General features: G+C 59.6%; 25 protein-coding genes and 1 tRNA gene. 11 read left to right on the top strand and 15 right to left on the bottom strand.

The window, feature by feature from the left end; all coding sequences use genetic code 11:
* Nucleotides 1-10: 10 nt before the first annotated feature.
* Nucleotides 11-580, bottom strand: coding sequence for a hypothetical protein (locus tag B9Z50_RS12975; protein WP_108365005.1), 570 nt, complete (start codon nt 578-580; stop codon nt 11-13).
* Complete coding sequence (locus B9Z50_RS12980; RefSeq protein ID WP_108365007.1) at nt 577-945, bottom strand: hypothetical protein; 369 nt, start codon at nt 943-945, stop codon at nt 577-579. Before B9Z50_RS12980 ends, B9Z50_RS12975 begins: the two co-directional genes overlap by 4 nt.
* A 126-nt stretch (nt 946-1,071) precedes the next feature.
* Here B9Z50_RS12980 and B9Z50_RS12985 point away from each other — a divergent pair, with 126 nt between their 5' ends.
* Together B9Z50_RS12985 and B9Z50_RS12990 are read left to right on the top strand one after the other, a co-directional pair.
* A complete protein-coding gene (locus tag B9Z50_RS12985) occupies nt 1,072-2,037 on the top strand; it encodes a Gfo/Idh/MocA family protein (protein WP_108365009.1) in 966 nt (321 codons plus the stop codon).
* A gap of 114 nt (nt 2,038-2,151) precedes the next feature.
* On the top strand, nt 2,152-3,090 hold the full coding sequence (locus B9Z50_RS12990; RefSeq protein WP_108365011.1) for an ion transporter: 939 nt from the start codon (nt 2,152-2,154) through the stop codon (nt 3,088-3,090).
* A 401-nt stretch (nt 3,091-3,491) separates the two neighbouring features.
* Here B9Z50_RS12990 and B9Z50_RS12995 read toward each other — a convergent pair whose 3' ends face one another.
* Nucleotides 3,492-4,517: an AraC family transcriptional regulator gene (locus tag B9Z50_RS12995; RefSeq protein WP_108365013.1), complete on the bottom strand. Its 1,026-nt coding sequence runs from the start codon at nt 4,515-4,517 to the stop codon at nt 3,492-3,494.
* A 171-nt stretch (nt 4,518-4,688) separates the two neighbouring features.
* Between B9Z50_RS12995 and B9Z50_RS13000 the strand changes: the two genes are divergently transcribed.
* The 4 genes from B9Z50_RS13000 (at nt 4,689) to B9Z50_RS13015 (ending at nt 8,257) form a co-directional block, all read left to right on the top strand.
* Nucleotides 4,689-5,147 carry a (2Fe-2S)-binding protein gene (locus B9Z50_RS13000; RefSeq protein ID WP_108365015.1) on the top strand — a complete coding sequence of 153 codons (459 nt, stop codon included), beginning with the start codon at nt 4,689-4,691 and terminating at the stop codon, nt 5,145-5,147.
* 3 nt (nt 5,148-5,150) lie between these two features.
* Nucleotides 5,151-7,403, top strand: a complete 2,253-nt coding sequence (locus B9Z50_RS13005; RefSeq protein ID WP_108365017.1) for a xanthine dehydrogenase family protein molybdopterin-binding subunit — start codon at nt 5,151-5,153, stop codon at nt 7,401-7,403.
* 91 nt (nt 7,404-7,494) lie between these two features.
* Nucleotides 7,495-7,677 carry a hypothetical protein gene (locus B9Z50_RS13010; protein ID WP_108365028.1) on the top strand — a complete coding sequence of 61 codons (183 nt, stop codon included), beginning with the start codon at nt 7,495-7,497 and terminating at the stop codon, nt 7,675-7,677.
* Between the two features lie 310 nt (nt 7,678-7,987).
* Nucleotides 7,988-8,257 carry a hypothetical protein gene (locus B9Z50_RS13015; protein ID WP_108365030.1) on the top strand — a complete coding sequence of 90 codons (270 nt, stop codon included), beginning with the start codon at nt 7,988-7,990 and terminating at the stop codon, nt 8,255-8,257.
* Between the two features lie 272 nt (nt 8,258-8,529).
* Here B9Z50_RS13015 and B9Z50_RS18175 read toward each other — a convergent pair whose 3' ends face one another.
* The 9 genes from B9Z50_RS18175 to B9Z50_RS13055 form a co-directional block, all read right to left on the bottom strand.
* Nucleotides 8,530-8,799 carry a DUF3293 domain-containing protein gene (locus B9Z50_RS18175; protein ID WP_108365032.1) on the bottom strand — a complete coding sequence of 90 codons (270 nt, stop codon included), beginning with the start codon at nt 8,797-8,799 and terminating at the stop codon, nt 8,530-8,532.
* A gap of 282 nt (nt 8,800-9,081) precedes the next feature.
* A tRNA-Ser gene (locus B9Z50_RS13025) sits at nt 9,082-9,169 on the bottom strand.
* 33 nt (nt 9,170-9,202) lie between these two features.
* Nucleotides 9,203-9,868, bottom strand: coding sequence for an urease accessory protein UreG (ureG, locus tag B9Z50_RS13030; RefSeq protein WP_108365034.1), 666 nt, complete (start codon nt 9,866-9,868; stop codon nt 9,203-9,205).
* Complete coding sequence (locus tag B9Z50_RS13035) at nt 9,865-10,554, bottom strand: urease accessory protein UreF (protein WP_108365036.1); 690 nt, start codon at nt 10,552-10,554, stop codon at nt 9,865-9,867. Before B9Z50_RS13035 ends, ureG begins: the two co-directional genes overlap by 4 nt.
* Nucleotides 10,544-11,233 carry an urease accessory protein UreE gene (gene ureE, locus B9Z50_RS13040; protein ID WP_108365038.1) on the bottom strand — a complete coding sequence of 230 codons (690 nt, stop codon included), beginning with the start codon at nt 11,231-11,233 and terminating at the stop codon, nt 10,544-10,546. The genes B9Z50_RS13035 and ureE overlap by 11 nt, the downstream gene beginning before the upstream one ends.
* A 99-nt stretch (nt 11,234-11,332) precedes the next feature.
* Complete coding sequence (gene ureC, locus B9Z50_RS13045; RefSeq protein WP_108365040.1) at nt 11,333-13,051, bottom strand: urease subunit alpha; 1,719 nt, start codon at nt 13,049-13,051, stop codon at nt 11,333-11,335.
* A gap of 1 nt (nt 13,052) precedes the next feature.
* Nucleotides 13,053-13,382, bottom strand: a complete 330-nt coding sequence (locus B9Z50_RS13050) for an urease subunit beta (protein WP_108365042.1) — start codon at nt 13,380-13,382, stop codon at nt 13,053-13,055.
* Between the two features lie 7 nt (nt 13,383-13,389).
* On the bottom strand, nt 13,390-13,554 hold the full coding sequence (locus B9Z50_RS17630; RefSeq protein WP_158270685.1) for a hypothetical protein: 165 nt from the start codon (nt 13,552-13,554) through the stop codon (nt 13,390-13,392).
* A gap of 19 nt (nt 13,555-13,573) precedes the next feature.
* Complete coding sequence (locus B9Z50_RS13055; RefSeq protein ID WP_108365044.1) at nt 13,574-13,876, bottom strand: urease subunit gamma; 303 nt, start codon at nt 13,874-13,876, stop codon at nt 13,574-13,576.
* A 208-nt stretch (nt 13,877-14,084) separates the two neighbouring features.
* On the opposite strand from B9Z50_RS13055, the gene urtA reads away from it, so the two are divergent.
* The 5 genes from urtA (at nt 14,085) to urtE (ending at nt 19,858) form a co-directional block, all read left to right on the top strand.
* Nucleotides 14,085-15,362 carry an urea ABC transporter substrate-binding protein gene (gene urtA / locus B9Z50_RS13060; RefSeq protein WP_108365428.1) on the top strand — a complete coding sequence of 426 codons (1,278 nt, stop codon included), beginning with the start codon at nt 14,085-14,087 and terminating at the stop codon, nt 15,360-15,362.
* Between the two features lie 104 nt (nt 15,363-15,466).
* On the top strand, nt 15,467-17,050 hold the full coding sequence (gene urtB, locus B9Z50_RS13065; RefSeq protein WP_108365429.1) for an urea ABC transporter permease subunit UrtB: 1,584 nt from the start codon (nt 15,467-15,469) through the stop codon (nt 17,048-17,050).
* Nucleotides 17,051-17,064: 14 nt separating this feature from the next.
* Nucleotides 17,065-18,177 (top strand): urea ABC transporter permease subunit UrtC, encoded by a 1,113-nt coding sequence (urtC, locus tag B9Z50_RS13070; RefSeq protein ID WP_233249866.1) that lies wholly within the window; start codon nt 17,065-17,067, stop codon nt 18,175-18,177.
* Nucleotides 18,174-19,049 (top strand): urea ABC transporter ATP-binding protein UrtD, encoded by an 876-nt coding sequence (urtD, locus tag B9Z50_RS13075; RefSeq protein ID WP_108365048.1) that lies wholly within the window; start codon nt 18,174-18,176, stop codon nt 19,047-19,049. Before urtC ends, urtD begins: the two co-directional genes overlap by 4 nt.
* A 104-nt stretch (nt 19,050-19,153) precedes the next feature.
* Complete coding sequence (gene urtE, locus B9Z50_RS13080; RefSeq protein ID WP_108365050.1) at nt 19,154-19,858, top strand: urea ABC transporter ATP-binding subunit UrtE; 705 nt, start codon at nt 19,154-19,156, stop codon at nt 19,856-19,858.
* Between the two features lie 216 nt (nt 19,859-20,074).
* Here the strand turns inward: urtE and B9Z50_RS13085 are convergent, their stop codons facing one another.
* Genes B9Z50_RS13085 through B9Z50_RS13095 form a run of 3 tightly spaced genes read right to left on the bottom strand, consistent with a single transcriptional unit; the run spans nt 20,075 to nt 22,558 of the window.
* Complete coding sequence (locus B9Z50_RS13085) at nt 20,075-20,905, bottom strand: urease accessory protein UreD (protein WP_108365430.1); 831 nt, start codon at nt 20,903-20,905, stop codon at nt 20,075-20,077.
* 54 nt (nt 20,906-20,959) lie between these two features.
* Nucleotides 20,960-21,727 carry an ABC transporter permease gene (locus B9Z50_RS13090; protein WP_108365052.1) on the bottom strand — a complete coding sequence of 256 codons (768 nt, stop codon included), beginning with the start codon at nt 21,725-21,727 and terminating at the stop codon, nt 20,960-20,962.
* Nucleotides 21,728-21,739: 12 nt separating this feature from the next.
* Nucleotides 21,740-22,558 (bottom strand): ABC transporter ATP-binding protein, encoded by an 819-nt coding sequence (locus tag B9Z50_RS13095; protein ID WP_108365054.1) that lies wholly within the window; start codon nt 22,556-22,558, stop codon nt 21,740-21,742.
* Nucleotides 22,559-22,601 lie beyond the last annotated feature (43 nt).

Raw genomic sequence — 22,601 nt, forward strand, 5'->3', positions numbered from 1 at the left:
CCTCACATCTTCAGTGCGTTGACTTTTGGCGCTGGTACAAGCGGTCGATCACAAACTTCATGACGTAAAGCATCAGCAAAGCACCGACGGCATTGCCCACAAACATGGGCCAAACATCCACCAAAATGTTGGCATCGGGTTTTTCAAGGGACCACCACACCAGTTGGTCACTCATGGCGCTGGCCGCTGAGAAAATGAGGGTCATTTGCAGCAGCCTTGTTGCGGTCATTTGCCCCAACTGCGGCGCCAGCCAGCCCTGCCGTATCAAGTACTTCATGACCAGCCAAGGGGTCAGTCCAGACACCACGCCATTGATGAACGGGAAAAACCAAGCGGTGCCCGTCATGGACGTGTTGTCGATGTACCAGCTGCCCAACGTCAGACCGATGGCGCCTGGTAAACCCATCGTCAGCACCAAGATCACCCGAAAGCCCGCCGGCAGAAATACCCAGCTGATGCCTTCGCTGTACTGAAAGCTGGAAAAAATCCAGCCATTGAGCTTGAAGAAGCCCACAAACAAAACAGCGCTGATGAATGTCAGCGCTGTTTTTTCAAAGGCATTTCGTAAGTTTGTACTCATGCGATCTGGTTTTGATGAGCCTGCTGCATGGATTTGCCCAGGTTCTGGAAGTAGTCCAGTGTGCGCTGGGTGGGAATCAGGAACTTGGCGCGCCGGTCGCCTTCCTGGTTCAGTGTGCTGAGCATGTCTTTTTCGCGCAGTCGCGTGATGCGTTTGTGCAAGGTGGCGGGCGAGCCCAAGGCGGCCAAGCCAATGGCCTCGCGCACGGTCATGGGCTCGTTCTCGTACCAGCGCAAAACCACCGATTGCAGCAAAGCCGACTCGTTGGCGTCCATCTCCTGGCCATCGGGCAAGGCTTGAACCACCGTGGCCAACTGCAAAAAGCGCAGATAAGCAGAAGCAAAAGGGCTTTGGGTTTTTTCCATGGTTGTGATTTTATCGAATTATTTCCAAACCTTACAAGGTCACCAAATCCGTTGTCGGGTCTGCGTCACCCGGGTGCTTGGATGTGTCTTGAAGTGGTTAAGCTTGTGCGACCTGAGGAGACAGACATGACACACAAAATCGCCATCATCGGGCTGGGCATCATGGGCCGGCGCATGCTGGAAAACGCCTTACGGCATTCCGCTTTCGAGGTTTGCGGTGTTTGGGATCCTTCTCCTGCATCCCTTGCCAAAACGCTGGAGATGGCCCCTGGTGTGACCGTCGCGCCCAATGCACAGGCGGCCATGGCAGAGGCCGATGTGGTGTACCTGGCCTGCCCGCCAGGGCCGCGAAAAACCTATGCCTTGCAGGCTGCTGCGGCTGGGCAGGGGGTGTTCATGGAAAAACCTCTGGGCACCGACAACGCGCAAAGCCGCGACTTGGTAGCCCAATTGGCCCAAGCCCGCTTGCCCGGCGTGGTCAACTTCACGCAAGCCGCCTCGCGTGGGTTTGATGAACTGAACCGCGCAATCGCGGCGGGTGAAACGGGTGAGCTGTTGGGCATAGACATCGTGGTGAACTACCCTGCATGGCCTCGCGCCTGGCAAAAAGACGCCGACTGGCTGCGCATGCGCGATGAGGGCGGCTACACCCGAGAAGTGATTTCGCATTTCCTGTTTTTGGCCGGACGCTTTTTGGGGCCGCTGAACTTGCAGCAAGCCTTGCCGCGCTACCCGCAAGACCCGGCCTTGTGCGAGCTCGACATGCTGGCCCGATTGACCACCGCCGATGGCAAACCCGTCACCGTCATGGCCACCACAGGAGGTCAGCAGCCCGACCGTCAAGAAGTCACGGTGCGCGGCAGCCGCATGAACCATCAGTTCAGGGAGTTTTACCAACTGTGGCGCTCAGACGGCGGCCCTTGGGTTGAGGCCCTCGACTGGAGCAACGAAGACCCGCGCACCAGCGCTTTGCAGCGTCAGTTGAGCGAAGTAGATTTGTGGTTACGTGGGCAGCCTCACAAACTGGCCACAGCCGAAGAAGCGCTGGCAGTGCAGGAGTTGGTGGAGGCGATGTTGGTGGGCAAGAACTGATGTGTTTTCAAGCTCAAAAGCGAGGGCGCTGGATGGTGTGTCGCTGACTTGGTGTGCGTTAGACAAGCCTGAATTTTGGTGTTAGTGTCCGCCTAAATTCAACAAAGGCACTTCATGCAACTTGCCGCTGTACAGCGTCGGACCGCTGAAATTTTGGACAAAGATGAAAACGGTGACTTGACCAGCAAAATCTGTGATTGGGGCCTATTGGTCTTGGTGTTGGTGAATGTTGCTGCGGTTATTCTTGAATCGGTCGCCTCTCTTCGGCAAGCGCATCAAGCGATTTTTGACACCATAGAGCTGTTCAGCGTGGTGGTGTTTTCTGCTGAATATCTGTTGCGAGTTTGGTCAGCGCCTGCGCGAAAAGCTGAGCGCCGCCCTACAGGGCGGGCCCGTCTCAGTTACATGTTGAGCTTTCACGGATTGGTTGACGTGATCGCAATTGCACCCTTTTACTTGCAGATGATCTTTCCGGGAGTCGATTTGCGAATCTTGCGAGTTTTGCGATTGGTTCGTGCTCTCAAAATCTCTCATTACAGCAGCGCCATCGAAGATCTCTTTGAAGCCATTTATCAAGAGCGCAAGTCGTTCATTGCGACCCTCTACCTCCTGTTGCTGGCCGTGCTTTTGAGTTCCAGCTTGATGTACTTTGCTGAGGGTGAGGCGCAGCCAGATAAGTTCTCCTCCATCCCGGCCAGCATGTATTGGGCCATCATCACTTTGACCACTGTGGGTTACGGCGACGTGGCCCCCATAACTTGGATCGGCCAGATCGTTGCGCCTTTCACGGCATTTTTGGGTGTGTGCACGGTTGCTTTGCTCACGGGTATCGTGGCATCGGCCTTTTCCAATCAGATGGCCCGTCGGAAAGTGCTCATGCAAGAGCAAATTCGCCAATCCCTGAAAGACGGTGTTTTGTCCAAAGAGGAGCTGTTGGCCATAGAGTTGCTTCGCGCAGAGTTCAACTTGTCCGAGGGTTTGGTGCGGAGTCTGACGACACAGTTGCAAAAAGAATATGCCAAGGCGCAAGACGAGTCCAAGCAGCCGCCTTGAACAGTCATTGTTGGGTGATTGAGCCAATTTAGGTTGGCTGCCCTATGGCGGAAGCGGTGGAAACCATCCGCCATAACCATGAAGTCTCATACAGACCCAAAATCAAATAAATATATTACTCGTCAGATGCTTAGCTAAATTTTAGTTCCAGATAGATCCTTGTAATTCCATAACATCCCCTAACATATGGCCTACAGAATGGCTCACAGGATCGGGGATATGGGCAAGACCAATCACATGCCGGGCAAGCTTGCAGCTGTGGCGCTTAAGCACGACATCACCCAGTCCCAGGCCCCCAGTCTCGCGGCTGGTGTGTTTTCACTGGAAAGGTCTGCAACGTTTCAAGTGTCGCAGCTTCAAAGCTCGCTGCACCATCGCGGCACAAGGCCTCTAGGCACCAATCAATTGACAGACATGTGCGAGGGTAGAGCCAGCTTCAGAGATCGGCGAAACTTCTCCGGCGTGGTGCCTGTCCAGCGTCGAAAACTGCGAAAGAAGCTGCCCTGGTCCTGATACGCGAGCATATATGCGACCTCAGAATTCGACAAAGCGCTCTTGGACAGGTACCGAATGGCAAGGTCCTTGCGGGTGTCGTCGAGCACATCCTGAAAAGATAGGCCCTCCTCGCGCAAGCGCCGCTGCATCGTGCTGCGACTGACGCCGATATGGCGACACACCTCCTCGGCACCCGACCGCCCACTGGTGAACAGGTCCAACAGCGCGCTGCGCACGCGTGCGCTCATGGCGCTGCGCTCGCCACGCAACATCAACTGCTGCTCGAGGTCGCGTTCCAGATCGGCCCAGAGCCGATCGTTACCGCCGATGAAGGGCCGTTGTGCGTCCAGCAAGGCGTAGCGCAGGCTCGTTGTCTCCCCGTACTCGGGCATCACTCCAAGGTACTGTCCGAGTGTGCGGCGGTAGGCTTCGGTCGCCTTCAAGGTTGCCGCCAGCGGTCTCAGTGGATGGGCCATTAGGCCGCGCGCCTTCTCGACTGAAAACACCAGATGCAAAGCCCCCATCGTGGCCGGCATCTCGACCGCGGGATCAACAGACTGATACTCGACCACCAACTGATGAGCGTCTTTCATGACGCTCATGGACACGGGGCCGATCAAGGACTTGAATCTCGACAGCCGATGCAGCCCTGACTCGAGGTCTGGAGCGCAGGACAAGGCAAGGAACACAGGCACGACGGGCCCACGGGCGATGGCCACGCCCAAGTACTCGGCCAGGTCTTCTCGGTCGGCCAACTCGACCATGGCATTCCAGACATCAAAGTACTGGCGGGCGGTAACACCCCGCGCCGCCTGGGCCAGCCCGTTGGCGCCAAGCCCGGCACGTTGAAGCGTGTGTGCCGGATCAATACCGAGGATACGTGCCGCCACGTCGGTACCGATCGTCAGTGAATAGAGGTCTTCGCTTGGCATGGCGGGCCTGTGGTTGAGTCGTTGGGTGAATTGTCTATTGTTGCCAGTCCGTAGGCCAGGAAAAGCCAGCGGATTGACCCAAAAAGCCAGTGATTGACCGCCTTGGCTAGTGCACAAGCGCGCCTTCGCACAGACACTTGGTGCAGTTCTATTTTCAGACAGGAGTGACAAATGCGTTTAGAGGTCAACGGAACTGCCCATGACTTGTATGTCGAGAGCGACATGCCTTTGTTGTGGGTGCTGCGCGACGAACTGGGCATCACCGGCCCGAAGTACGGCTGTGGCATCGCGCAATGCGGAGCCTGCACCGTGCACATCGCTGGTCAGGCGGTGCGTTCCTGCCAGATCCCTGCGAGCGCGGTATGGGGTCCGGTGAAAACGATCGAAGCGCTGGGCACACCGGGCGCGCTGCACCCGGTGCAAGCCGCATGGATCGAACATCAGGTGGCGCAATGTGGCTACTGCCAGTCCGGGCAGATCATGCAGGCGGTGGATCTGCTGTCCAAAAACCCAGACCCTAGCGACGCCGATATTGACGCTGCGCTCGCTGGCAACCTGTGTCGCTGTGGCACCTACCCACGCGTCCGCCTGGCTGTGAAAACGGCCGCTGCCACACTGCGAGGCGCCTGAACCATGAGCAAAGCTAGAGCCATTACACGCCGCGCCTTGCTCATCGGGTCGGTCGCTGTCGCCGGTGGCGTGGCCTTCGGTGCGTACATCGTTCGACGACCTGTGCCCAACCCCTTGTTTGATGGACTGCAACCGGGTGAGGCCGCGATCACGCCCTTCGTGAAGATCACGCCACAAGGCATCACCCTCATCGTGCCGCGGGCCGACATCGGACAGGGCATCGCTTCAACGCAAGCCCATCTGATCGCCGAAGAACTGGACATCGACCCCCACACTGCGCGCCTGGACCCTGGGCAACCGGACAGGGCTTACTTCAACGGCAACATTGCTGCCGACAGTCTGCCCTTTAGGCTGACCGACCAAGGTTTCATTGCAGAAACGGCGCGGCGCGCGATGGTGCACATCTCAAAGCTCACAGCCTCACAGTTCACCGGTGGTTCATCGTCCACAGCAGACCTGCACGAGACGCTACGTCTGGCCGGTGCAACCGCACGCGAGACCTTGAAGGAGGCCGCCGCCCGCAGAACGGGCGTCGCGCGCAGCGCGCTGCGCACCGAAGATGGCGCCGTGCTGCTGCCCGAAGGCCAGCGCATTGCTTACACCGCGCTGGCCGCCGAAGCGGCCCTGCTCGAACCTGTGAGCGATGTGGTGTTGCGACCGCCAACTGAGTGGCGCCGGCTGGGCAAGCCATTCCAGCGCACGGACATCATCGCCAAATCCACAGGCCAACAGAGCTACGGCATCGATGTGCGGCTGAAAGGCATGCTGCATGCCACTGTGCGACGCAATCCAGGCATCGGCGGTACGGTCGTGCGCTTCGACGCCACCTCGGCGCGCGCCATGCGCGGCGTGCGCGCGGTGGTGCCGGTTGAAGGCGGCGTGGGCGTGTTGGCCGACAACACCTTGCGCGCCTTCCGTGCGGCCCAGGCGGTTGACATCGAATGGGCCAAGCCCGACTACCCGGCCACGTCTGAGGAGATGTGGAAGGTGCTGGAAGCCAGCCAGGTGCCCGACCGCCGCAACAGCCGCTTGCGCGACGACGGTGACGCAGAAGCAGCGCTGAGCGCCGCTGAGCCTGCGCGCGTGGTGACCGCCGAATACCGTACGCCGTTTCTGGCCCACGCGGCGCTGGAGCCACTGAGCGCGACGGTGCTGGTCAACAAGGACAGCGTTGACATCTGGACCGCGACCCAAATACCGCATGTGGTGCGCGACTGGGCTGCGCAGATGACCAGCGTCGACCGGGCCAATGTCAGGCTGCATGTGCTGCCGGCCGGAGGCAGCTTTGGCCGGCGACTGGACGCCGACTACGTGCGGCCGACCATCGAGCTGGCCATGACCGTGCCTGGCACGCCAGTGAAGATGACGCTCAGCCGCGAAGAGGACATGGCCCACGACTTTCCACGGCCGCTGCACCTGGCACGCTGCAGCGGCACAGTGCGCGACGGGCAGGTGGAATCGATGCTGCTGGACAGTATCAGCCCCTCACTGGTTGCGTCTTGGTTCGGCCGCGTCTTCATCGTGCCGCCTGGGCCTGACGTGATGCTGGTCTGGGGCGCCTTTGACCAGCCCTATGCCATCCCGAACTACCAGGTATCAGGTTATGCCGCGCCACCGCTGGTGCCCATCGGGTCATGGCGGTCTCCAGGGGCTTGCTCCAACAGCTTCTTCCACGAATCGTTCCTGGACGAGCTCATCCACGCCGCTGGTGCCGACGCCTTGCAAGAGCGGCTGCGCCTGATCGACCACGACGACTCGCGTCGCGTGCTGCAGGCGGTGGCCGAGATGAGCCAATGGCAAGGCTCGAACATCGGCGAGAAGCGGGGACGCGGCGTGGCCTTGTCCTACACACACGGTGTGCCAGTGGCCGAAGTGGTGGACGTCACGCTCACCGATAGCGGCATCCGCATCGACGATGTCTGGGTAGCAGCCGACTGCGGGACGGTGTTCGACCCGGTGAACGCTGAAGCCCAGATCACGGGGTCTGTCGTCTGGGCGTTGGGTCATGCCATGAACTGCGAACTCACCTACGCAGACCATGCACCCACGCAGACCAATTACCACCAGTTCCAGGGCATGCGGTTGCCGCAGACGCCGCGCATCCATGTGCGCCTGCTTGGGCAAGCGACCAAGGTACGCGGGCTGGGGGAGCCAGGTTCTGCACCGGCGGTAGCCGCCCTGGCCAACGCCATCTTCGCTGCCACCGGCAAGCGACTGCGGCGCATGCCTTTCAACAGCGAAATCGACTTCGTCTGAATGGCCTGTCTGAGCGAGAAAACGAAGCGATGTCTTTGCCGGCGCTGGCATCCGTCTCCCACTTGTAAACCGAAACCTGAGGGGGCCTTTCATGACCGCCCCCGACTATTCAGCAGTCCACACCGCTGTGCTGCTCATTGATCCGTACAGTGACGTCTTGAGTGAGGGCGGCAAGCTCGCCGCTCCAGCGAAAGCGGTGATGGACGCCGTGCACACGAACAAGCACATGCGCGCGGTGGTCGCAGCAGCGCGCGCCGCTGGCATCTGGAACTAGCCTAAATATCAGACCACTTCCACCTCTGAACGGTGTTGATGCTTGTTGGTAAAGATCAAAAAGCCGTCAGCCTGACCTCCGAAGTATTTCGACATTATCAAATTCTTCTTCATGAAAATCTCGTTGAAAGTGCCAAGCATATTGAATCCAAATAATTTGGCAAAAGAGTGGCCGCTATCTATGCCGCTGAAATTTTGAAAAAGGGGAATGAGTAGTGATAGTCAATACTCAACTAACCGCTGCGTCATTTACGTTGTAAACGCTTGACTTAAAGCCGTTGGCATTTTTCAGACACCACGAAAATCACTACATGATCAAACATCAAAACGGGCGTGTTCGCCTGACTGTGAATTACGGCTATGACATTCATTCGATTGAAGTGCCTGCAAGTACCTGGCTGCAGATTCAAGTTGGCGAGGCCTTGCCGGTCCAAGGGCAGGGCTTTTCTGTGGATGGCGAGTTCTCGCAAGACGAGTGGGCCTTCAACGTGCGCGGCCGCAATTCTTTGCAAGTCACGGCCGAGGATGCCCGCGACATCTTTGATGGTGTGTTGGCCGATATCAGCGTCGCGGAGCTGTGACCAAGCAGCGGTTTAGCCTGTACTTGGCAGGTCGCACGCATGGATGGCAGTTGGCCTTGGTCGGATAGGACCCAACACACCAGTGGGCGATTTGTAGCGGGCTTCTACGATGTACCTTGTTGCCACTCATTGTCTCAAGGGGCGTTGGCACGTCGATGCTGCCTATACTTTTTGGAGCACCAGCGGAAGTCGTGGTTTTTGACTTGTGAAAGTGACCATGACCGTCAATCACTCCGGGCTTTTTTAACCAGCCTTATGCAAAAGGTAATTTGTTAGGGCTGCACCAACTCCGGCACCCCCGTTTCACCCGCCCAAACAAAAACGTTCTGTTCATATTGCGCAGCCAGTACTTTGGCGCTTTCGCGGTTGAGATTCAGGATCAAGACGCTGGGCTCTCCCGGCCAATCGTTGCTGGGGTGTTGGCCAATGCCATTCGTAAAACTCAGACCGCGTGTTTTGAGCTGGACCTTCAGATTTAGCTGACGTTGTTCGTTTTCTTTGGGGCTGAGGAGGATTCGAAATCTTGATACGACCGCAGTTATTCAAAAATGCTCGGCGTTCGTGCAGAACATGGTGCAAGTTATAGCTGGAGGGACCCAACTAGAAGTTGGGGGGGTACGGTGGGGGCCGCGGCGCCCTAATTTCCTCACCCTCTGGTGCCATCGGGTTGGCTCAGACTGAGACCGGGTCGGCGTTGGACGTCGCTTGTATGCAGAGAGAGTGCGGTTTGTCACTTCAATGCAGCTTTGCTGTTGAGCCATGTGGGGAATAATGTGGGGATTGCCACATTGTCCCGTTGAAGGGCGTTGATTTACTTGACTTTTTGGCGGAAGCGGTGAGATTCGAACTCACGGACCCTTTCGAGTCGCCGGTTTTCAAGACCGGTGCAATCGACCACTCTGCCACGCTTCCTTGGGGGTGAATTGTAACGACTAAAACAGTCGTTCAAGCCTGGCCGAGCATGCCGCGCTTTTCGATGAAGGCCACCACCTCGGTCAGTCCATCCAGAGTTTTGAGGTTGGTCATGACCCAAGGGCGGGTTTCGGAGTTGGGGCGCATGCGCTGGGTGTCGTCACGCATGACTTGCAGGTCGGCGCCCACATGCGGGGCCAGATCGGTTTTGTTGATGACGAACAAATCGCTTTTGGTGATGCCGGGGCCGCCTTTGCGTGGAATTTTTTCGCCAGCGGCTACGTCGATCACATAAATGGTCAGGTCGCTCAATTCGGGGCTGAAGGTGGCGGCCAGGTTGTCGCCGCCGCTCTCGATGAAGACCACATCCGCGTTGGGGAACTTCTCCAGCATGCGGTCGATCGCTTCGAGGTTGATCGACGCGTCTTCGCGAATGGCCGTGTGCGGGCAGCCGCCGGTTTCCACGCCCATGATGCGCTCTGCGGGCAGCGCGCCGCTCACGGTGAGCAGGCGCTGGTCTTCTTTGGTGTAGATGTCGTTGGTGATGGCGATCAGGTCCCAGCGCTCGCGCATGTTTTTGCACAACATCTCGAGCAGGGTGGTTTTACCGGAGCCCACAGGCCCGCCAATGCCCACGCGCAGGGGCGGCAGTTTTTTCGTGCGGTTCGGGATGTGGTGCAGTGCAGACGAGGTGTTCATGATCGGAAGATCCGGGAGTATTGGGTTTCGTGGCGGGCCGACAAGATCGCCAGCATGGGGCTGAAGGCCTGGCGGTCCTCATAGTTCAGGTGCAAGGCGGTTTGCACCGCCTGCGGAATTTCGCGGGCCAGCCGTGACAGCATGCGCTGGCCTGCGCTTTGGCCCAGGGGCACGGCTTTGAGCGCGGCTTGGGTCATGTTTTCTGCCCAGCCAAAGGCGACCGCTTGCAGGGCTTGGTCCAGCGGGGCTTGCGCCAGAGACAAGGCCAGCGCCATGGCCAGCGGGTAAGTGGGGGGCAGTTGGGCGCAGCATTGCAGCTGTGCGTCGCTCGCTTGCTGCAGGTTGCGCAGCCAGTCGAGCAAGGATCGGCCCATCTGCTCGGCTTGCAAGCGCATTTCGGCGGTTTCGCGGGTGCTCATCACCCAATCGTTCAGGGCTTGCAGGCGCTGTGTGTCCATGCACTGCCAAGCGGGTATGGCTTGCGCCATGACGGCCATGTCGCCGCGCGACTGCGTCAGGTGCAGTTGGTCCACCACCCAGTCGGTGGCGCTGGCTTCGTTGTGCACCAGGCCTTGTTCGATGGCCGCTTCGAGTCCCTCTGAATATGAGAAGCCGCCGATCGGCAGCGCAGGCGATGCGAGCCAGATCAGTTGCAGCAGGCCTGTCGGCGCGGTCTCAGTGCTCATGACCGCAGCCGGGGCCGTGCACATGCGGTGCAGCAGGTGCCGCACGAACGGGGATGGCGATGCGTTTGCCAGCTGGCGGCTTGGCTGCTGGGGCCGGATGTTCGTGCTGGCAATCCGGGCCGTGCACATGGGGCTCGGCTTGGGCTGCGTGCGCATGACCCGCATGACCCTGTTCGTGACTGTGCCCATGCCCATGCCCATGTGCAGACGCGCCATGGTCGCCATAAGCCCCGTTTTCGGGCTCAAAAGGCTCAGACACCTGCACCACCGTCATGTGCATGGCGCGCAGCATGTCGGCCAGCACATGGTCGGGCTCGATCTTCAGGTGGTCGGGTTTGAGCTCAATCGGCACATGGCGGTTGCCCAGGTGGTAAGCGGCGCGGGTCAAGTCAAAAGGCGAGCCGTGCTCTGCGCAAGCGGTGATGCGCAGCACGGCTTGCGGCGCGGCTTGCACGCGCACGAGCGAGCCGTCTTCGGCCACCAGCACATCGCCGCCGCGCACCACGGTGCCACGGGGCAAAAACACGCCGAGTTGGCGGCCTGCGCTGTCGGTCGCGTCAAAGCGGCTTTTTTGGCGGGTGTCCCAGTCGAGGGTGATGCTGCTGGCACGTTGGACCAGCACACGGGCCAGGCCGCGGCCTTGCGGCATGAGTTTGGAGCAATGTAAAAGCGAGGTCATGAGTCTTAGTTTGTGTAGGAGCCCACCCCTGTGGGCGATGGTTTGAAGGGCGTGTGCCACGCCCATCGCCCACGGGGTGGGCTCCTACAGGGGAGTGTTTCAGAACAAAAAGTAGCGTTGGGTCATGGGCAGGCTGGTGGCGGGCTCGCACACCAGCAACTGGTCGTCGGCGCGCACTGCATAGGTTTGTGCATCGACTTCCATGTGGGGCAGGTAGGCATTGTGGACCATGTGTTGCTTGCGCACCTCCCGGATGTTGCGCGCCACTGAAAGTGGTTTCTGCAGGCCAAAACGCTCGCCAATGCCCGCTTTCAATCCTGCGTTGGACACGAAGGTCAGCGCATTGCGCTTGAGGGCTCCGCCAAAGCTGCCAAACATGGGGCGGTAGTGCACCGGCTGCGGCGTGGGGATGGACGCATTGGGGTCGCCCATGGCGGCCAGAGCAATGAAGCCGCCCTTCATGACGATGGCGGGTTTGACGCCAAAGAAGGCGGGTTTCCAGATCACCAGGTCGGCCCACTTGCCCACTTCGATGCTGCCGACATCGTGGCTGATGCCGTGCGCAATGGCCGGGTTGATCGTGTACTTGGCGATGTAGCGCTTGACGCGGGCGTTGTCGTGTCGGTCGGTGTCGCCGGGCAGGCTGCCGCGCTGCTGCTTCATTTTGTGGGCGGTTTGCCAAGTGCGGATGATGACCTCGCCCACCCGACCCATGGCCTGGCTGTCGCTGCTCATCATGCTGATGGCGCCCAGGTCGTGCAGGATGTCTTCGGCCGCAATGGTTTCCTTGCGGATGCGGCTTTCGGCAAAAGCCAGGTCTTCGGCGATGCTGGCATCTAGGTGGTGGCAGACCATCAGCATGTCCACATGCTCGTCGAGCGTGTTGTGGGTGTAGGGCATGGTCGGGTTGGTCGAGCTGGGCAAGAAATTCGCCTGGCCCACCACCTTCAGAATGTCGGGCGCGTGGCCGCCGCCTGCGCCTTCGGTATGAAAGGCACACAACCCACGGCCCCGGGCCGCCGCGATGGTGTTCTCCACAAAACCCGATTCATTGAGCGTGTCCGAATGCAGCGCCACCTGGATGTCCGTCTCGTCGGCCACATCCAGGCAATTGCTGATGGCCGATGGGGTGCTGCCCCAGTCTTCGTGCAGCTTCAGCCCGATCACGCCCGCGTTGATTTGCTCGTGCAAGGCGGCTGGCAAGCTGGCGTTGCCCTTGCCAAAAAAGCCCAGGTTCATCGGAAAGGCATCTGCCGCTTGCAGCATGCGCTCGATGTTGTGCGGCCCAGGCGTGCAGGTGGTGGCAAAGGTGCCAGTGGCCGGGCCTGTGCCGCCGCCCATCATGGTGGTCACGCCGCTGGTCAGGGCTTCGTCAATTTGCTGGGGGCAGATGAAGTGGATGTGGCAGTCGATACCGCCAGCGGTGACGATCAAGCCCTCGCAGCTGATGATCTCGGTGCCGGGGCCGATGATGATGTCCACACCCGGTTGGGTGTCGGGGTTGCCCGCTTTGCCAATGGCCGCGATGCGGTTGCCGCGCAGGCCGATGTCGGCTTTGACGATGCCCCAGTGGTCGATGATGAGGGCGTTGGTGAGCACGCAGTCCATCGCACCCTCTGCGTTTGTCCTTTGTGACTGCGCCATGCCGTCGCGGATGGTTTTGCCGCCGCCAAATTTCACCTCTTCGCCATAGCTTCCGGCTTGCAGCGTGAAGTCTTTTTCCACCTCGATCACCAGGGCCGTGTCGGCCAGGCGCACACGGTCGCCCACGGTGGGGCCAAAGGTTTCGGCATAAGCGCGTTTGTCGATGTGGGCCATGTCAGTTGCCTTTTGCTGTGTTGGCGTCGAGTGCACCTTGGGTCAAACCGCGAAAGCCGTACACCACGCGGTCGCCCGCATAGTCCACCAGCTCCACCGTGCGTTGCTGGCCAGGCTCAAAACGCACGGCCATGCCCGAGGCGATGTTCAGGCGCATGCCTTGTGCGGCGCTGCGGTCAAAGCGCAAACCCGCATTCGTCTCGGCAAAGTGGTAATGCGAGCCCACCTGAATCGGGCGGTCGCTGGCGTTTTGAACTACCAGGGTGCAGGTGCGGCGGCCCGCGTTCAAGTCGTGCTGGCCGGGGTCGATCAAGAGTTCACCAGGGGTCATACAGGCCTCACTTTTTGCCAAAGTAGAAAGCGACAGCGATCAAGGCTGCTGCGACCACAAAGCCCAGCGCGTCGGTGGCGTGCCAGTGGGGGCTGCCGCCCAAGCCATGGCCATCGTGAGCGACGGCGGCAGTGGCGATGGCGGATGTGAGCATCAGGGTGATTTTTTTCATGGGGATCTCCGGGTCCGGGTCAGACGATAGGTTGGTGCACGGTCACCAATTTGGTGCCATCGGGAAACGTGGCTTCGATCTGGATGTCCGTGATCATCTCGGCGATGCCGTCCATCACATCGGCACGCGTCAAAACGCTGCGGCCTTCGCTCATGAGTTGGGCCACGGTCTTGCCGTCGCGTGCGCCCTCCATCACGGCGGCACTGATGAGGGCCACGGCTTCGGGGTAGTTGAGTTTCAAGCCTCGGGCCTTGCGGCGCTCGGCCAGCAGGGCGGCTGTGAAGATCAGCAGCTTGTCTTTTTCGCGGGGAGTGAGTTCCATATTGGTGCGCGGTGAGCGTCTTGGTGCATTGAATAGAAGGCATCAAGCAAATTGCATGCCCTTTATAGGGAGTGCGAAAAATTCCTTAGAAAAAATACGGTTTTCAGGGTTCTCCCTAGGGTTGGCACGTTGATTGCAAGTTGTGGGGCAGCGCTGTTTTTCGGTGCGTGTTTGAACAACCTACCTTCCTGAATGGAGTGATCTCATGATGAACCGTCGTGGCAACCTCAAAGCCCTCGCAACCGCCGCCGCCATCGTTGCGGGCAGCTTAACTTTCGTGAACCAAGCCCAAGCGCAAGCAGGCAACACCATCAAAGTCGGTGTGCTGCACAGCTTGTCGGGCACCATGGCCATTTCTGAAACCGTGTTGAAAGACACCGTGCTCATGGCCATCGATGAGATCAACGCCAAGGGCGGTGTGCTGGGCAAAAAGCTTGAACCCGTGATCGTGGACCCGGCCTCCAACTGGCCTTTGTTTGCCGAAAAAACCAAGCAGCTGCTCGGCCAAGACAAAGTCTCGGTGATCTTCGGTTGCTGGACTTCGGTGTCCCGCAAATCGGTCTTGCCAGTGGTGGAAGAAATGAACGGCCTGCTGTTCTACCCCGTGCAGTACGAAGGTGAAGAGCTGAGCAAAAACGTGTTCTACACCGGTGCTGCGCCCAACCAGCAGGCCATCCCCGCAGTGGACTACCTGATGAGCAAAGACGGCGGTTCGGCCAAGCGCTGGGTCTTGCTGGGCACCGACTATGTGTACCCCCGCACCACCAACAAAATCTTGCGTGCTTACCTGAAAAGCAAGGGCGTGAAAGACAGTGACATCGACGAGAAGTACACCCCGTTTGGTCACAGCGATTACCAGACCATCGTGGCCGACATCAAGAAGTTTTCAGCCGGTGGCAAGACGGCTGTGGTCTCCACCATCAACGGCGACTCCAACGTGCCTTTCTACAAAGAACTGGGCAACGCGGGCCTGAAGGCCAAAGACGTGCCTGTGGTCGCTTTCTCGGTGGGTGAAGAAGAACTGCGCGGCGTGGACACCAAACCATTGGTCGGTCACTTGGCGGCATGGAATTACTTCATGAGCATCAAGAACCCCGCCAACGACGAGTTCACCAAAAAGTGGGCCGCTTATGCCAAGGCCAAAAACATTGCCGGTCACAAAGACAAGCCTCTGACCAACGATCCGATGGAAGCCACTTACATCGGCATCAACATGTGGAAGCAAGCGGTGGAAAAAGCCAAGACCACCGACACCGACAAAGTGATCGCAGCCATGGCCGGTCAGACCTTCAAAGCCCCAAGCGGCATCACCAGCAAGATGGACGAGAAGAACCATCACCTGCACAAGTCGGTGTTCATCGGTGAGATCAAGGCCGATGGTCAGTTCAACGTGGTGTGGAAAACGCCCGGTCCGGTCAAAGCCAAGCCATGGAGCCCTTACATCCCTGGCAACGACAAGAAGCCTGACGAGCCCGCCAAGAAGTGATCGTTTGAAAGCGTGAATGCTTGTCGGAGCTCAAGCGCCGACCTACGGGGTGACTTTGTAGGTCGGCGACTTGAGCCCCGACATGAATCCAAGAAATGAGCAAGATGAAACGATGGATTGTGAAAGGCGCGTTGATCGCCTGTGCCATGTGGGGTTTGACGGCCGCGCAAGCCCTCACGATGGACGAAGCCAGAGGCATTGCCGTGGGAGAGAGCGATGCACGCATCGAAGCACTGACCCAAGCCGTGGCGCAAGGCGGTGACAAAACCGCCTTGTATTTACAGGCGCTGGCCGACGATGTGGTCAAAATCGCCAGCGGCCAGGTGCTGGTGGTGCGAGACGGCCAAGGCACAGACCCGGTGACGGGCCAAGCAGTCAGCGTGCCGCCAGATGCCGAAGACGTGATGCTGAACAACCGCCTGCGCGGCGAGATCGACACGGCCCTGGCTGCGCTGAAGCTTTTCAGTGCGGATGTGAAGGTGCGCAGGCAAGCCGCACTGTCGCTGCTCAAAGAACCCGATGCCAGCCGCGCCGCTTTGCTTGAAAAAGCTTTGGCCTCAGAAAAAGACCCCGTTGTACAAAGCTTGGTGCGCCAAGCCCGTGCAGCGGCACTGCTGACAAGTGATGTGGCCAACGACCGCTTGCTGGCCGCCCGTGAATTGGCTGGCAGCAGGCAACCCGAGACCCTGTTGCTGCTGAACCAACAACTGGCGCAAGAGCAAGAGCCTTCGGTTCAAAAACAAATTCAAAAATCATTGGCCACCGTACAGGACAGCTTGCGTTGGGGCGAACGCTTGGGCACCTTGTTTACAGGGGCCAGCTTGGGCTCCATCTTGCTGCTGGTGGCGTTGGGCCTGGCCATCACCTATGGGCTGATGGGCGTCATCAACATGGCGCACGGCGAGTTGATGATGATCGGCGCTTATGCCACGTATGTGGTGCAAGCCCTGTTTCGCGAGCACCTGCCGCAAGCGTTTGATGCTTACCTGTTGGTGGCCATTCCGGTGGCCTTCATCACCTCGGCGCTGGTGGGTGCTGCGATGGAGCGCACGGTGATCAAGCACCTGTATGGCCGGCCACTCGAAACCCTGCTGGCCACTTGGGGCATCAGCCTGGTGCTCATGCAAGGCGTGCGCAGCTTGTTTGGCGCACAAAACGTGGGCGTGGAAAACCCCTCGTGGATGAGCGGTTCGCTGCAGCTGCTGCCCAATTTGCAACTGCCCTGGAACCGGGTGTTGATCATTGTGTTCGCCGCAGCCGTTCTGATCGGCGTGGCGCTTTTGATCAGCAAAACCCGGCTGGGCCTGTTTGTGCGCGGCGTCACGCAAAACCGCCCTATGGCCTCGTGCATGGGTGTGAACACTGCGCGCATTGACACCTATGCCTTTGCCTTGGGTTCGGGCATCGCGGGCCTGGCCGGTTGTGCGCTCAGCCAGGTGGGCAATGTGGGGCCTGACTTGGGCCAAAGCTACATCGTGGACTCGTTCATGGTGGTGGTGTTGGGCGGCGTGGGCCAGCTGGCGGGCACGGTCTATGCCGCGCTGGGCCTGGGGTTGGCCAACAAACTGCTGGAGGGCTGGACCGGTGCGGTGCTGGCCAAGATTGCCGTGTTGGTGTTCATCATCGTCTTCATCCAGAAGCGCCCGCAAGGCATCTTCGCGATGAAGGGGCGCAGCGCCGAAGCGTGAACAGGAGCATGAACATGACGAAATTCGAACTACCTTCTCATGCACCCTTGCTCGGACGCAAAGCCTGGACGGGCTTTGTGCTGGCGCTGATCGCGGTGGGCGTTTTGGCCCCGATGCTCAACTTGCTGGTGCCCGAGGGCAGCCCCTTTCACCTGAGTGACTTTGCGGTGTCCTTGGTCGGCAAGATCATGTGCTTTGCCATTTGCGCTTTGGCCATGGATTTGATCTGGGGCTACACCGGTATTTTGTCGCTGGGCCACGGCCTGTTTTTCGCCTTGGGTGGCTATGTCATGGGCATGTACCTGATGCGCCAGATCGGGCAAGACGGCAACTACAAAAGCGAGCTGCCCGACTTCATGGTCTTCCTTGACTGGAAAGAGCTGCCTTGGCACTGGGCGCTGTCCGACAGCTTTGTAGCCACGCTGCTCTTGGTGGTGTTGGTGCCGGGTTTGATCGCTTTTGTGTTCGGCTACTTTGCCTTTCGCTCGCGCATCAAAGGGGTGTACTTTTCCATCATCACCCAGGCCATGACTTACGCCGCCATGCTGCTGTTCTTCCGCAACGAAACCGGCTTTGGCGGCAACAACGGCTTCACAGATTTCAAACGCATTCTGGACTTGCCGATCGCCACACCCGGCATGCGCATGGTGCTGTTTGTGTTGACGGGCTTGACGCTGCTGGGTTTTTATTTGTTCTCGCGCTGGTTGGTGGGCAGCAAATACGGCCGGGTGTTGATGGCGATTCGTGATGCCGAAACGCGGGTCATGTTCTCGGGTTATTCGCCACTGCCCTACAAGCTGAGCATTTGGGTGATCTCGGCGGTGATGTGCGGCATTGCGGGTGCTTTGTATGTGCCGCAGGTCGGCATCATCAACCCCGGCGAGATGAGCGCGGCCAACTCGATCGAGATCGCGGTCTGGGCGGCGGTGGGCGGGCGCGGCACGTTGGTTGGCCCCATCGTGGGTGCGTTTTTGGTCAACGGCGCCAAGAGCTGGCTCACGGTCACCGCGCCGGAGTTTTGGTTGTACTTTTTAGGGGCGCTGTTCATTGTGGTGACGCTGTATTTGCCCCATGGCGTGATTGGCTTGTGGGCCAAATTGCGCAACAAGAAAGGCGGTGCTGCATGACGCCCGATCTGCTCCAAAAAGGCGCTGAGCGTGTGGCTCGTTTGAGCCAAGAGCGTTTGGAGTCCACCGAATCCGGTGGGCGCACCGCAGGTTATGGCCGTGTGGTCAAAGACGCGAATGAAGTCGATCTGGCCCACGGCCGCATCTTGTATCTGGACGACGTGAGCGTGAGCTTTGACGGCTTCAAGGCCATCAACAAGCTGTCGCTCGACATCGCGCCCGGCGAGCTGCGCTGCATCATCGGCCCCAACGGCGCTGGCAAGACCACGATGATGGACATCATCACCGGCAAAACCCGGCCCGACGAAGGCACCGTGTTCTTTGGCAGCACCATCGACTTGCTGCGCCACACCGAACCCGAAATCGCCCAATTGGGCATTGGCCGCAAGTTTCAAAAGCCCACCGTGTTTGAGCACCTGAGTGTTTTTGAAAACCTCGAACTCGCGCTGAAAACGCCCAAGGGCGTGAAGGCTTCGATGTTGTTCAAGTTGGACTCGCGCCAAAGCGACCGACTGGCCGAAGTGCTGCACACCATCCACTTGGCGGACAGCGTTACCAAGCAGGCGGGTTTGCTCAGTCATGGTCAAAAGCAGTGGCTCGAGATCGGCATGCTGCTCATGCAAGAGCCCAAGTTGCTGTTGCTGGATGAGCCGGTGGCGGGCATGACCGACCATGAGACCGAGCGCACCGCCGAACTGTTCCTCACACTCAAGGGCAAACACTCGCTCATGGTGGTGGAGCACGACATGAGCTTCATCCGCACCATCTCGGACATCGTCACGGTGTTGTGTGACGGCGCGGTGCTGGCCCAAGGCACGCTCGACCAGGTGCAGGCCGATGAGCGGGTGATCGAGGTTTATTTGGGACGCTGATGCATAACAGCGCGAGCGTCAGGTCTTGTCACTGCCAGCGATGCGCGGCAGTCGACGGATGGCCCCAGCCGTCGGCTTCGCCATGACATTTGAAAGAATTTTTTATGCTTGAAGTCCAAAACATCCACCAGTATTACGGCGGCTCGCACATCCTGCGCGATGTGAGTCTGAGTGCGGAGCTGGGCCAAGTCACGGTGCTGCTGGGCCGCAACGGCGTGGGCAAAACCACCTTGCTCAAATCACTCATGGGGCTGGTGCCCATCAAGAGCGGCAGCATGGCGCTGCATGGGCAGGACCTGACCACCGCCAAGCCCTATGAACGCGCCGCGGCGGGCGTGGGTTATGTGCCGCAAGGCCGCGAAATTTTTGCCCGCCTCACGGTGGAAGACAACCTGCGCATGGGCCTGGCCACACAGCCTGGCAGCACGCCGATTCCTCCCGAATTGTTTGAACTGTTCCCAGTGCTCAAACAAATGCTGCACCGCCGCGGTGGCGACTTGTCAGGCGGCCAGCAACAACAACTGGCCATCGCCCGCGCCCTGGCCGCCAAGCCGCGTTTGCTGATCCTGGACGAACCCACCGAAGGCATCCAGCCCAGCATCATCAAAGACATCGGCCGCGTGATCCGCCAACTGGCCGACGTGGGCCTGCAAGGCCAACGCATGGCGGTGCTGCTGTGCGAGCAGTACTACGACTTTGCCGAAGAACTGGCTGACCAGTACTTGGTGATGGAGCGTGGTGAGGTGATTGCGCGCGGGCCGGGCAGCGAGATGAAGGACAAGAACATTCAGCAGTTGGTGGCAATTTGAGGTGGCCCGGTTGTCATACCCGCGAAGGCGGGAATCCATGTGTGCCGAAGCCATGGACCCCCGATCAAGTCGGGGGTGACAAGACGAAGGGAGATGCTTGTTTTTGTCGCGCCCGAGAGGGCGGGTATCCATTGCAGCCCAAGGCATCGCCTTTCTATCGAAAGGTGGGTGACCAGGCTGGTTGGTGGCTGTGGCTCTTACACGAAGCCGCTGCAATCACATATTCCACAACCGAGGCACAGCCCCCGGTAAATCCCACATCTCATACCGCCAAGCCGCCCACACTTGCCTGAGCAGTTGCATCGCAGGCTCGGTCACCGGTGCCAGCACCCGCAGCACGATGACCTGTTGGTGTGGCGATGTGGCCCCTGCGGTCAGGCGCAGTTCAGATGCTTCGAGCAGTTCGCGTGCACAGGCCAAGGCACGGTCTGAGCGTTCAGCCGCGATGGCGCTGCCCGCTGCAAACACCAGCGTGGCCATGCAGCGTTGGCCTGCCAAGCCCAGGGGGCTGTTCATCAAGCGGGTGTCGGTGGCATTGAGTGTGCCGCGCTCCAGCCACACACCAGGAATCTCCAGGTGTTGCCGGAAGCTGCCTTGCACATAAGGCATGTCGGCCGCAGGCAGGCCCAGCGCCGTGATGTCCCAGGTCATCATTTCGGCCCCGGGGGCCAGGTCAAACACGGCGCGGTTGAGCGCATCGCAGCCGTTGTAGGCAATGGCTTCCAAAGGGAGCCATTCCAAACGAGCGCCAGACTCGACACGCGCATGCACTTGCTGCGTGGCCAGGCCTGCTTCAGACCGGTAAAAGCGTGTGGCACCCGGTGTGGTCACCAAGCCGTGGGCACCTGCGCCGACAGAGACATGCATGTCGAGGGTGTCGCCGCCTACCAGGCCGCTGGGTGGGTGTACCAGTACGTTGTGGCACACCTGATCGCCTTCGGGGTAGAGGCTTTGCAAGATGCGCAGCGGGCCTTGGTGCAGGTAGCGGGCCACGCTGCGCTCGGCTTCGAGCGTGTAGTCCAAATCGAGTCGGGCCAACCAAGTCATTTGATGCACTCCCTTGGATGGACCGACTGCTTCACGCGCAAAACAGTGGGCGCTTTACTCGCCTTGCGAGCCGCGGTGTGCCCAGCCTGTGGTGCGCTTTTCGATGGCGCTGAACAGTTCGTACATGGCCATGGCCATCGCACCCACCACCACCAAGCCAGAAAACGCCAAGCCCATTTGCATGGCCGAGCCGGCCGAGATCAGCAGGTAGCCAATGCCTTCGTTGGACGCCGTCATCTCGGACACGGTGGTGCCCACAAAGGCCAGCGTGATCGCGACTTTGAGCGAACCATAAAAGTAAGGCATGGAGCGGGGCAGGCCGACTTTGACCAGCACGTCCCAGCGCTTGGCACCCAGCACACGCAGCACGTCTTCCAGCTCAGGCTCCAGCGTGGCCAGGCCCGTGGCGATGTTCACCATGATCGGGAAGAAGCTGATGAGGAAAGCTGTGAGGATGGCCGGGCCGATGCCGATGCCAAACCACACCACCAAGATGGGCACAAAGGCCGCTTTGGGCAGCGCGTTGAAGGCCGTCATGAGCGGGTACACGGCGGCATAAGCCAGGCGCGAGCTGCCGATGATGAAGCCCAGCAACACGCCCACCACGATGGCGATGCCAAAACCCACCATGGTCACCCAATAGGTGCGCCAGGCATGGCCCGCGATCACGTCGCGGTATTCCACCGTTTGCTCTGCGATGCGCCAAGGGCTGGGGAAGACGAATTCCGACACGTTGAAGGCGCGGCACAGCACTTCCCAGATCAGGATGGTCAGCACCAACAAGATCCAGGGGGACCATTTTTCCAGTGACTTTTGTTTCATGGGGGCTCCCGCTTATTGGTTGATCGCCGCACCGGTTTTGCGCATGGCACCGATGTGGCCGCGCAGCTCGTGCACGATGTTGGTGAATTCGGGGGTGTAGGTGATCTCCAGATCACGCGGGCGCGGCAGGTCGATCTCGCGCTTGACCACAAAGCGGCCGGGGCTCTTGCTCATCACGTACACCGTGTCGGCCAAAAACACCGATTCGCGCAGGTCGTGCGTGACCAAAATCACGTTGAACTTTTGCTCGGTCCACAGGTCGCGCAAGATGCACCAGAGCTCTTCACGCGTGAAAGCGTCGAGCGCGCCAAAGGGCTCGTCCAGCAGCAGCATCTTGGGTTCGTGAATCAAGGCGCGGCAGATGCTGGCGCGTTGCTGCATGCCGCCTGACAGTTGCCAGGGGAATTTGTCTTCGTAGCCGCCCAAGCCCACCGTGTTCAGCAGCTTGCGGGCGCGATCCACGTATTCGGCTTTTTTCTGCTTGAAGTTGGCGCGGTAAGGCTCCACGATTTCGAGCGGCAAGAGCACGTTGTCGAGTGTGGTGCGCCAAGGCAAGAGCGATGAGGCCTGAAACGCCATGCCGCTGATCTTGAGCGGGCCGGTCACGGGTTGGCCGTCCACCAGAATGCGGCCTTTGCTGGGCATCTTCAGGCCCGTGGTCAGCTTCATGAAGGTCGATTTGCCGCAGCCGGACGGGCCGACGATGGCGATGAACTCGCCTTGTTTGACCTGCAGGTTGATGTCTTCCACCGCGAAGTGGTTTTGTGCCAGCAACTCGTCGTTGTAGGCCAGCCAGACATTCTGGAAATCAACGAATGATTCTTGGGTCATGGTGAGAGCTCGAAAATGGTGTTCGAAAGTGTATACACGCTAC

Source organism: Limnohabitans sp. Bal53, assembly GCF_003063355.1.
In the GTDB taxonomy this organism is placed as follows: Bacteria; Pseudomonadota; Gammaproteobacteria; order Burkholderiales; family Burkholderiaceae_C; genus Limnohabitans_A.

Coding starts and splice junctions, on each gene's coding strand:
- B9Z50_RS12975 (WP_108365005.1), bottom strand. CDS start 580: ATGAGTACAAACTTACGAAATGCCTTTGAAAAAACAGCGCTGACATTC.
- B9Z50_RS12980 (WP_108365007.1), bottom strand. CDS start 945: ATGGAAAAAACCCAAAGCCCTTTTGCTTCTGCTTATCTGCGCTTTTTG.
- B9Z50_RS12985 (WP_108365009.1), top strand. CDS start 1,072: ATGACACACAAAATCGCCATCATCGGGCTGGGCATCATGGGCCGGCGC.
- B9Z50_RS12990 (WP_108365011.1), top strand. CDS start 2,152: ATGCAACTTGCCGCTGTACAGCGTCGGACCGCTGAAATTTTGGACAAA.
- B9Z50_RS12995 (WP_108365013.1), bottom strand. CDS start 4,517: ATGCCAAGCGAAGACCTCTATTCACTGACGATCGGTACCGACGTGGCG.
- B9Z50_RS13000 (WP_108365015.1), top strand. CDS start 4,689: ATGCGTTTAGAGGTCAACGGAACTGCCCATGACTTGTATGTCGAGAGC.
- B9Z50_RS13005 (WP_108365017.1), top strand. CDS start 5,151: ATGAGCAAAGCTAGAGCCATTACACGCCGCGCCTTGCTCATCGGGTCG.
- B9Z50_RS13010 (WP_108365028.1), top strand. CDS start 7,495: ATGACCGCCCCCGACTATTCAGCAGTCCACACCGCTGTGCTGCTCATT.
- B9Z50_RS13015 (WP_108365030.1), top strand. CDS start 7,988: ATGATCAAACATCAAAACGGGCGTGTTCGCCTGACTGTGAATTACGGC.
- ureG (WP_108365034.1), bottom strand. CDS start 9,868: ATGAACACCTCGTCTGCACTGCACCACATCCCGAACCGCACGAAAAAA.
- B9Z50_RS13035 (WP_108365036.1), bottom strand. CDS start 10,554: ATGAGCACTGAGACCGCGCCGACAGGCCTGCTGCAACTGATCTGGCTC.
- ureE (WP_108365038.1), bottom strand. CDS start 11,233: ATGACCTCGCTTTTACATTGCTCCAAACTCATGCCGCAAGGCCGCGGC.
- ureC (WP_108365040.1), bottom strand. CDS start 13,051: ATGGCCCACATCGACAAACGCGCTTATGCCGAAACCTTTGGCCCCACC.
- B9Z50_RS13050 (WP_108365042.1), bottom strand. CDS start 13,382: ATGACCCCTGGTGAACTCTTGATCGACCCCGGCCAGCACGACTTGAAC.
- B9Z50_RS17630 (WP_158270685.1), bottom strand. CDS start 13,554: ATGAAAAAAATCACCCTGATGCTCACATCCGCCATCGCCACTGCCGCC.
- B9Z50_RS13055 (WP_108365044.1), bottom strand. CDS start 13,876: ATGGAACTCACTCCCCGCGAAAAAGACAAGCTGCTGATCTTCACAGCC.
- urtA (WP_108365428.1), top strand. CDS start 14,085: ATGAACCGTCGTGGCAACCTCAAAGCCCTCGCAACCGCCGCCGCCATC.
- urtB (WP_108365429.1), top strand. CDS start 15,467: ATGAAACGATGGATTGTGAAAGGCGCGTTGATCGCCTGTGCCATGTGG.
- urtC (WP_233249866.1), top strand. CDS start 17,065: ATGACGAAATTCGAACTACCTTCTCATGCACCCTTGCTCGGACGCAAA.
- urtD (WP_108365048.1), top strand. CDS start 18,174: ATGACGCCCGATCTGCTCCAAAAAGGCGCTGAGCGTGTGGCTCGTTTG.
- urtE (WP_108365050.1), top strand. CDS start 19,154: ATGCTTGAAGTCCAAAACATCCACCAGTATTACGGCGGCTCGCACATC.
- B9Z50_RS13085 (WP_108365430.1), bottom strand. CDS start 20,905: ATGACTTGGTTGGCCCGACTCGATTTGGACTACACGCTCGAAGCCGAG.
- B9Z50_RS13090 (WP_108365052.1), bottom strand. CDS start 21,727: ATGAAACAAAAGTCACTGGAAAAATGGTCCCCCTGGATCTTGTTGGTG.
- B9Z50_RS13095 (WP_108365054.1), bottom strand. CDS start 22,558: ATGACCCAAGAATCATTCGTTGATTTCCAGAATGTCTGGCTGGCCTAC.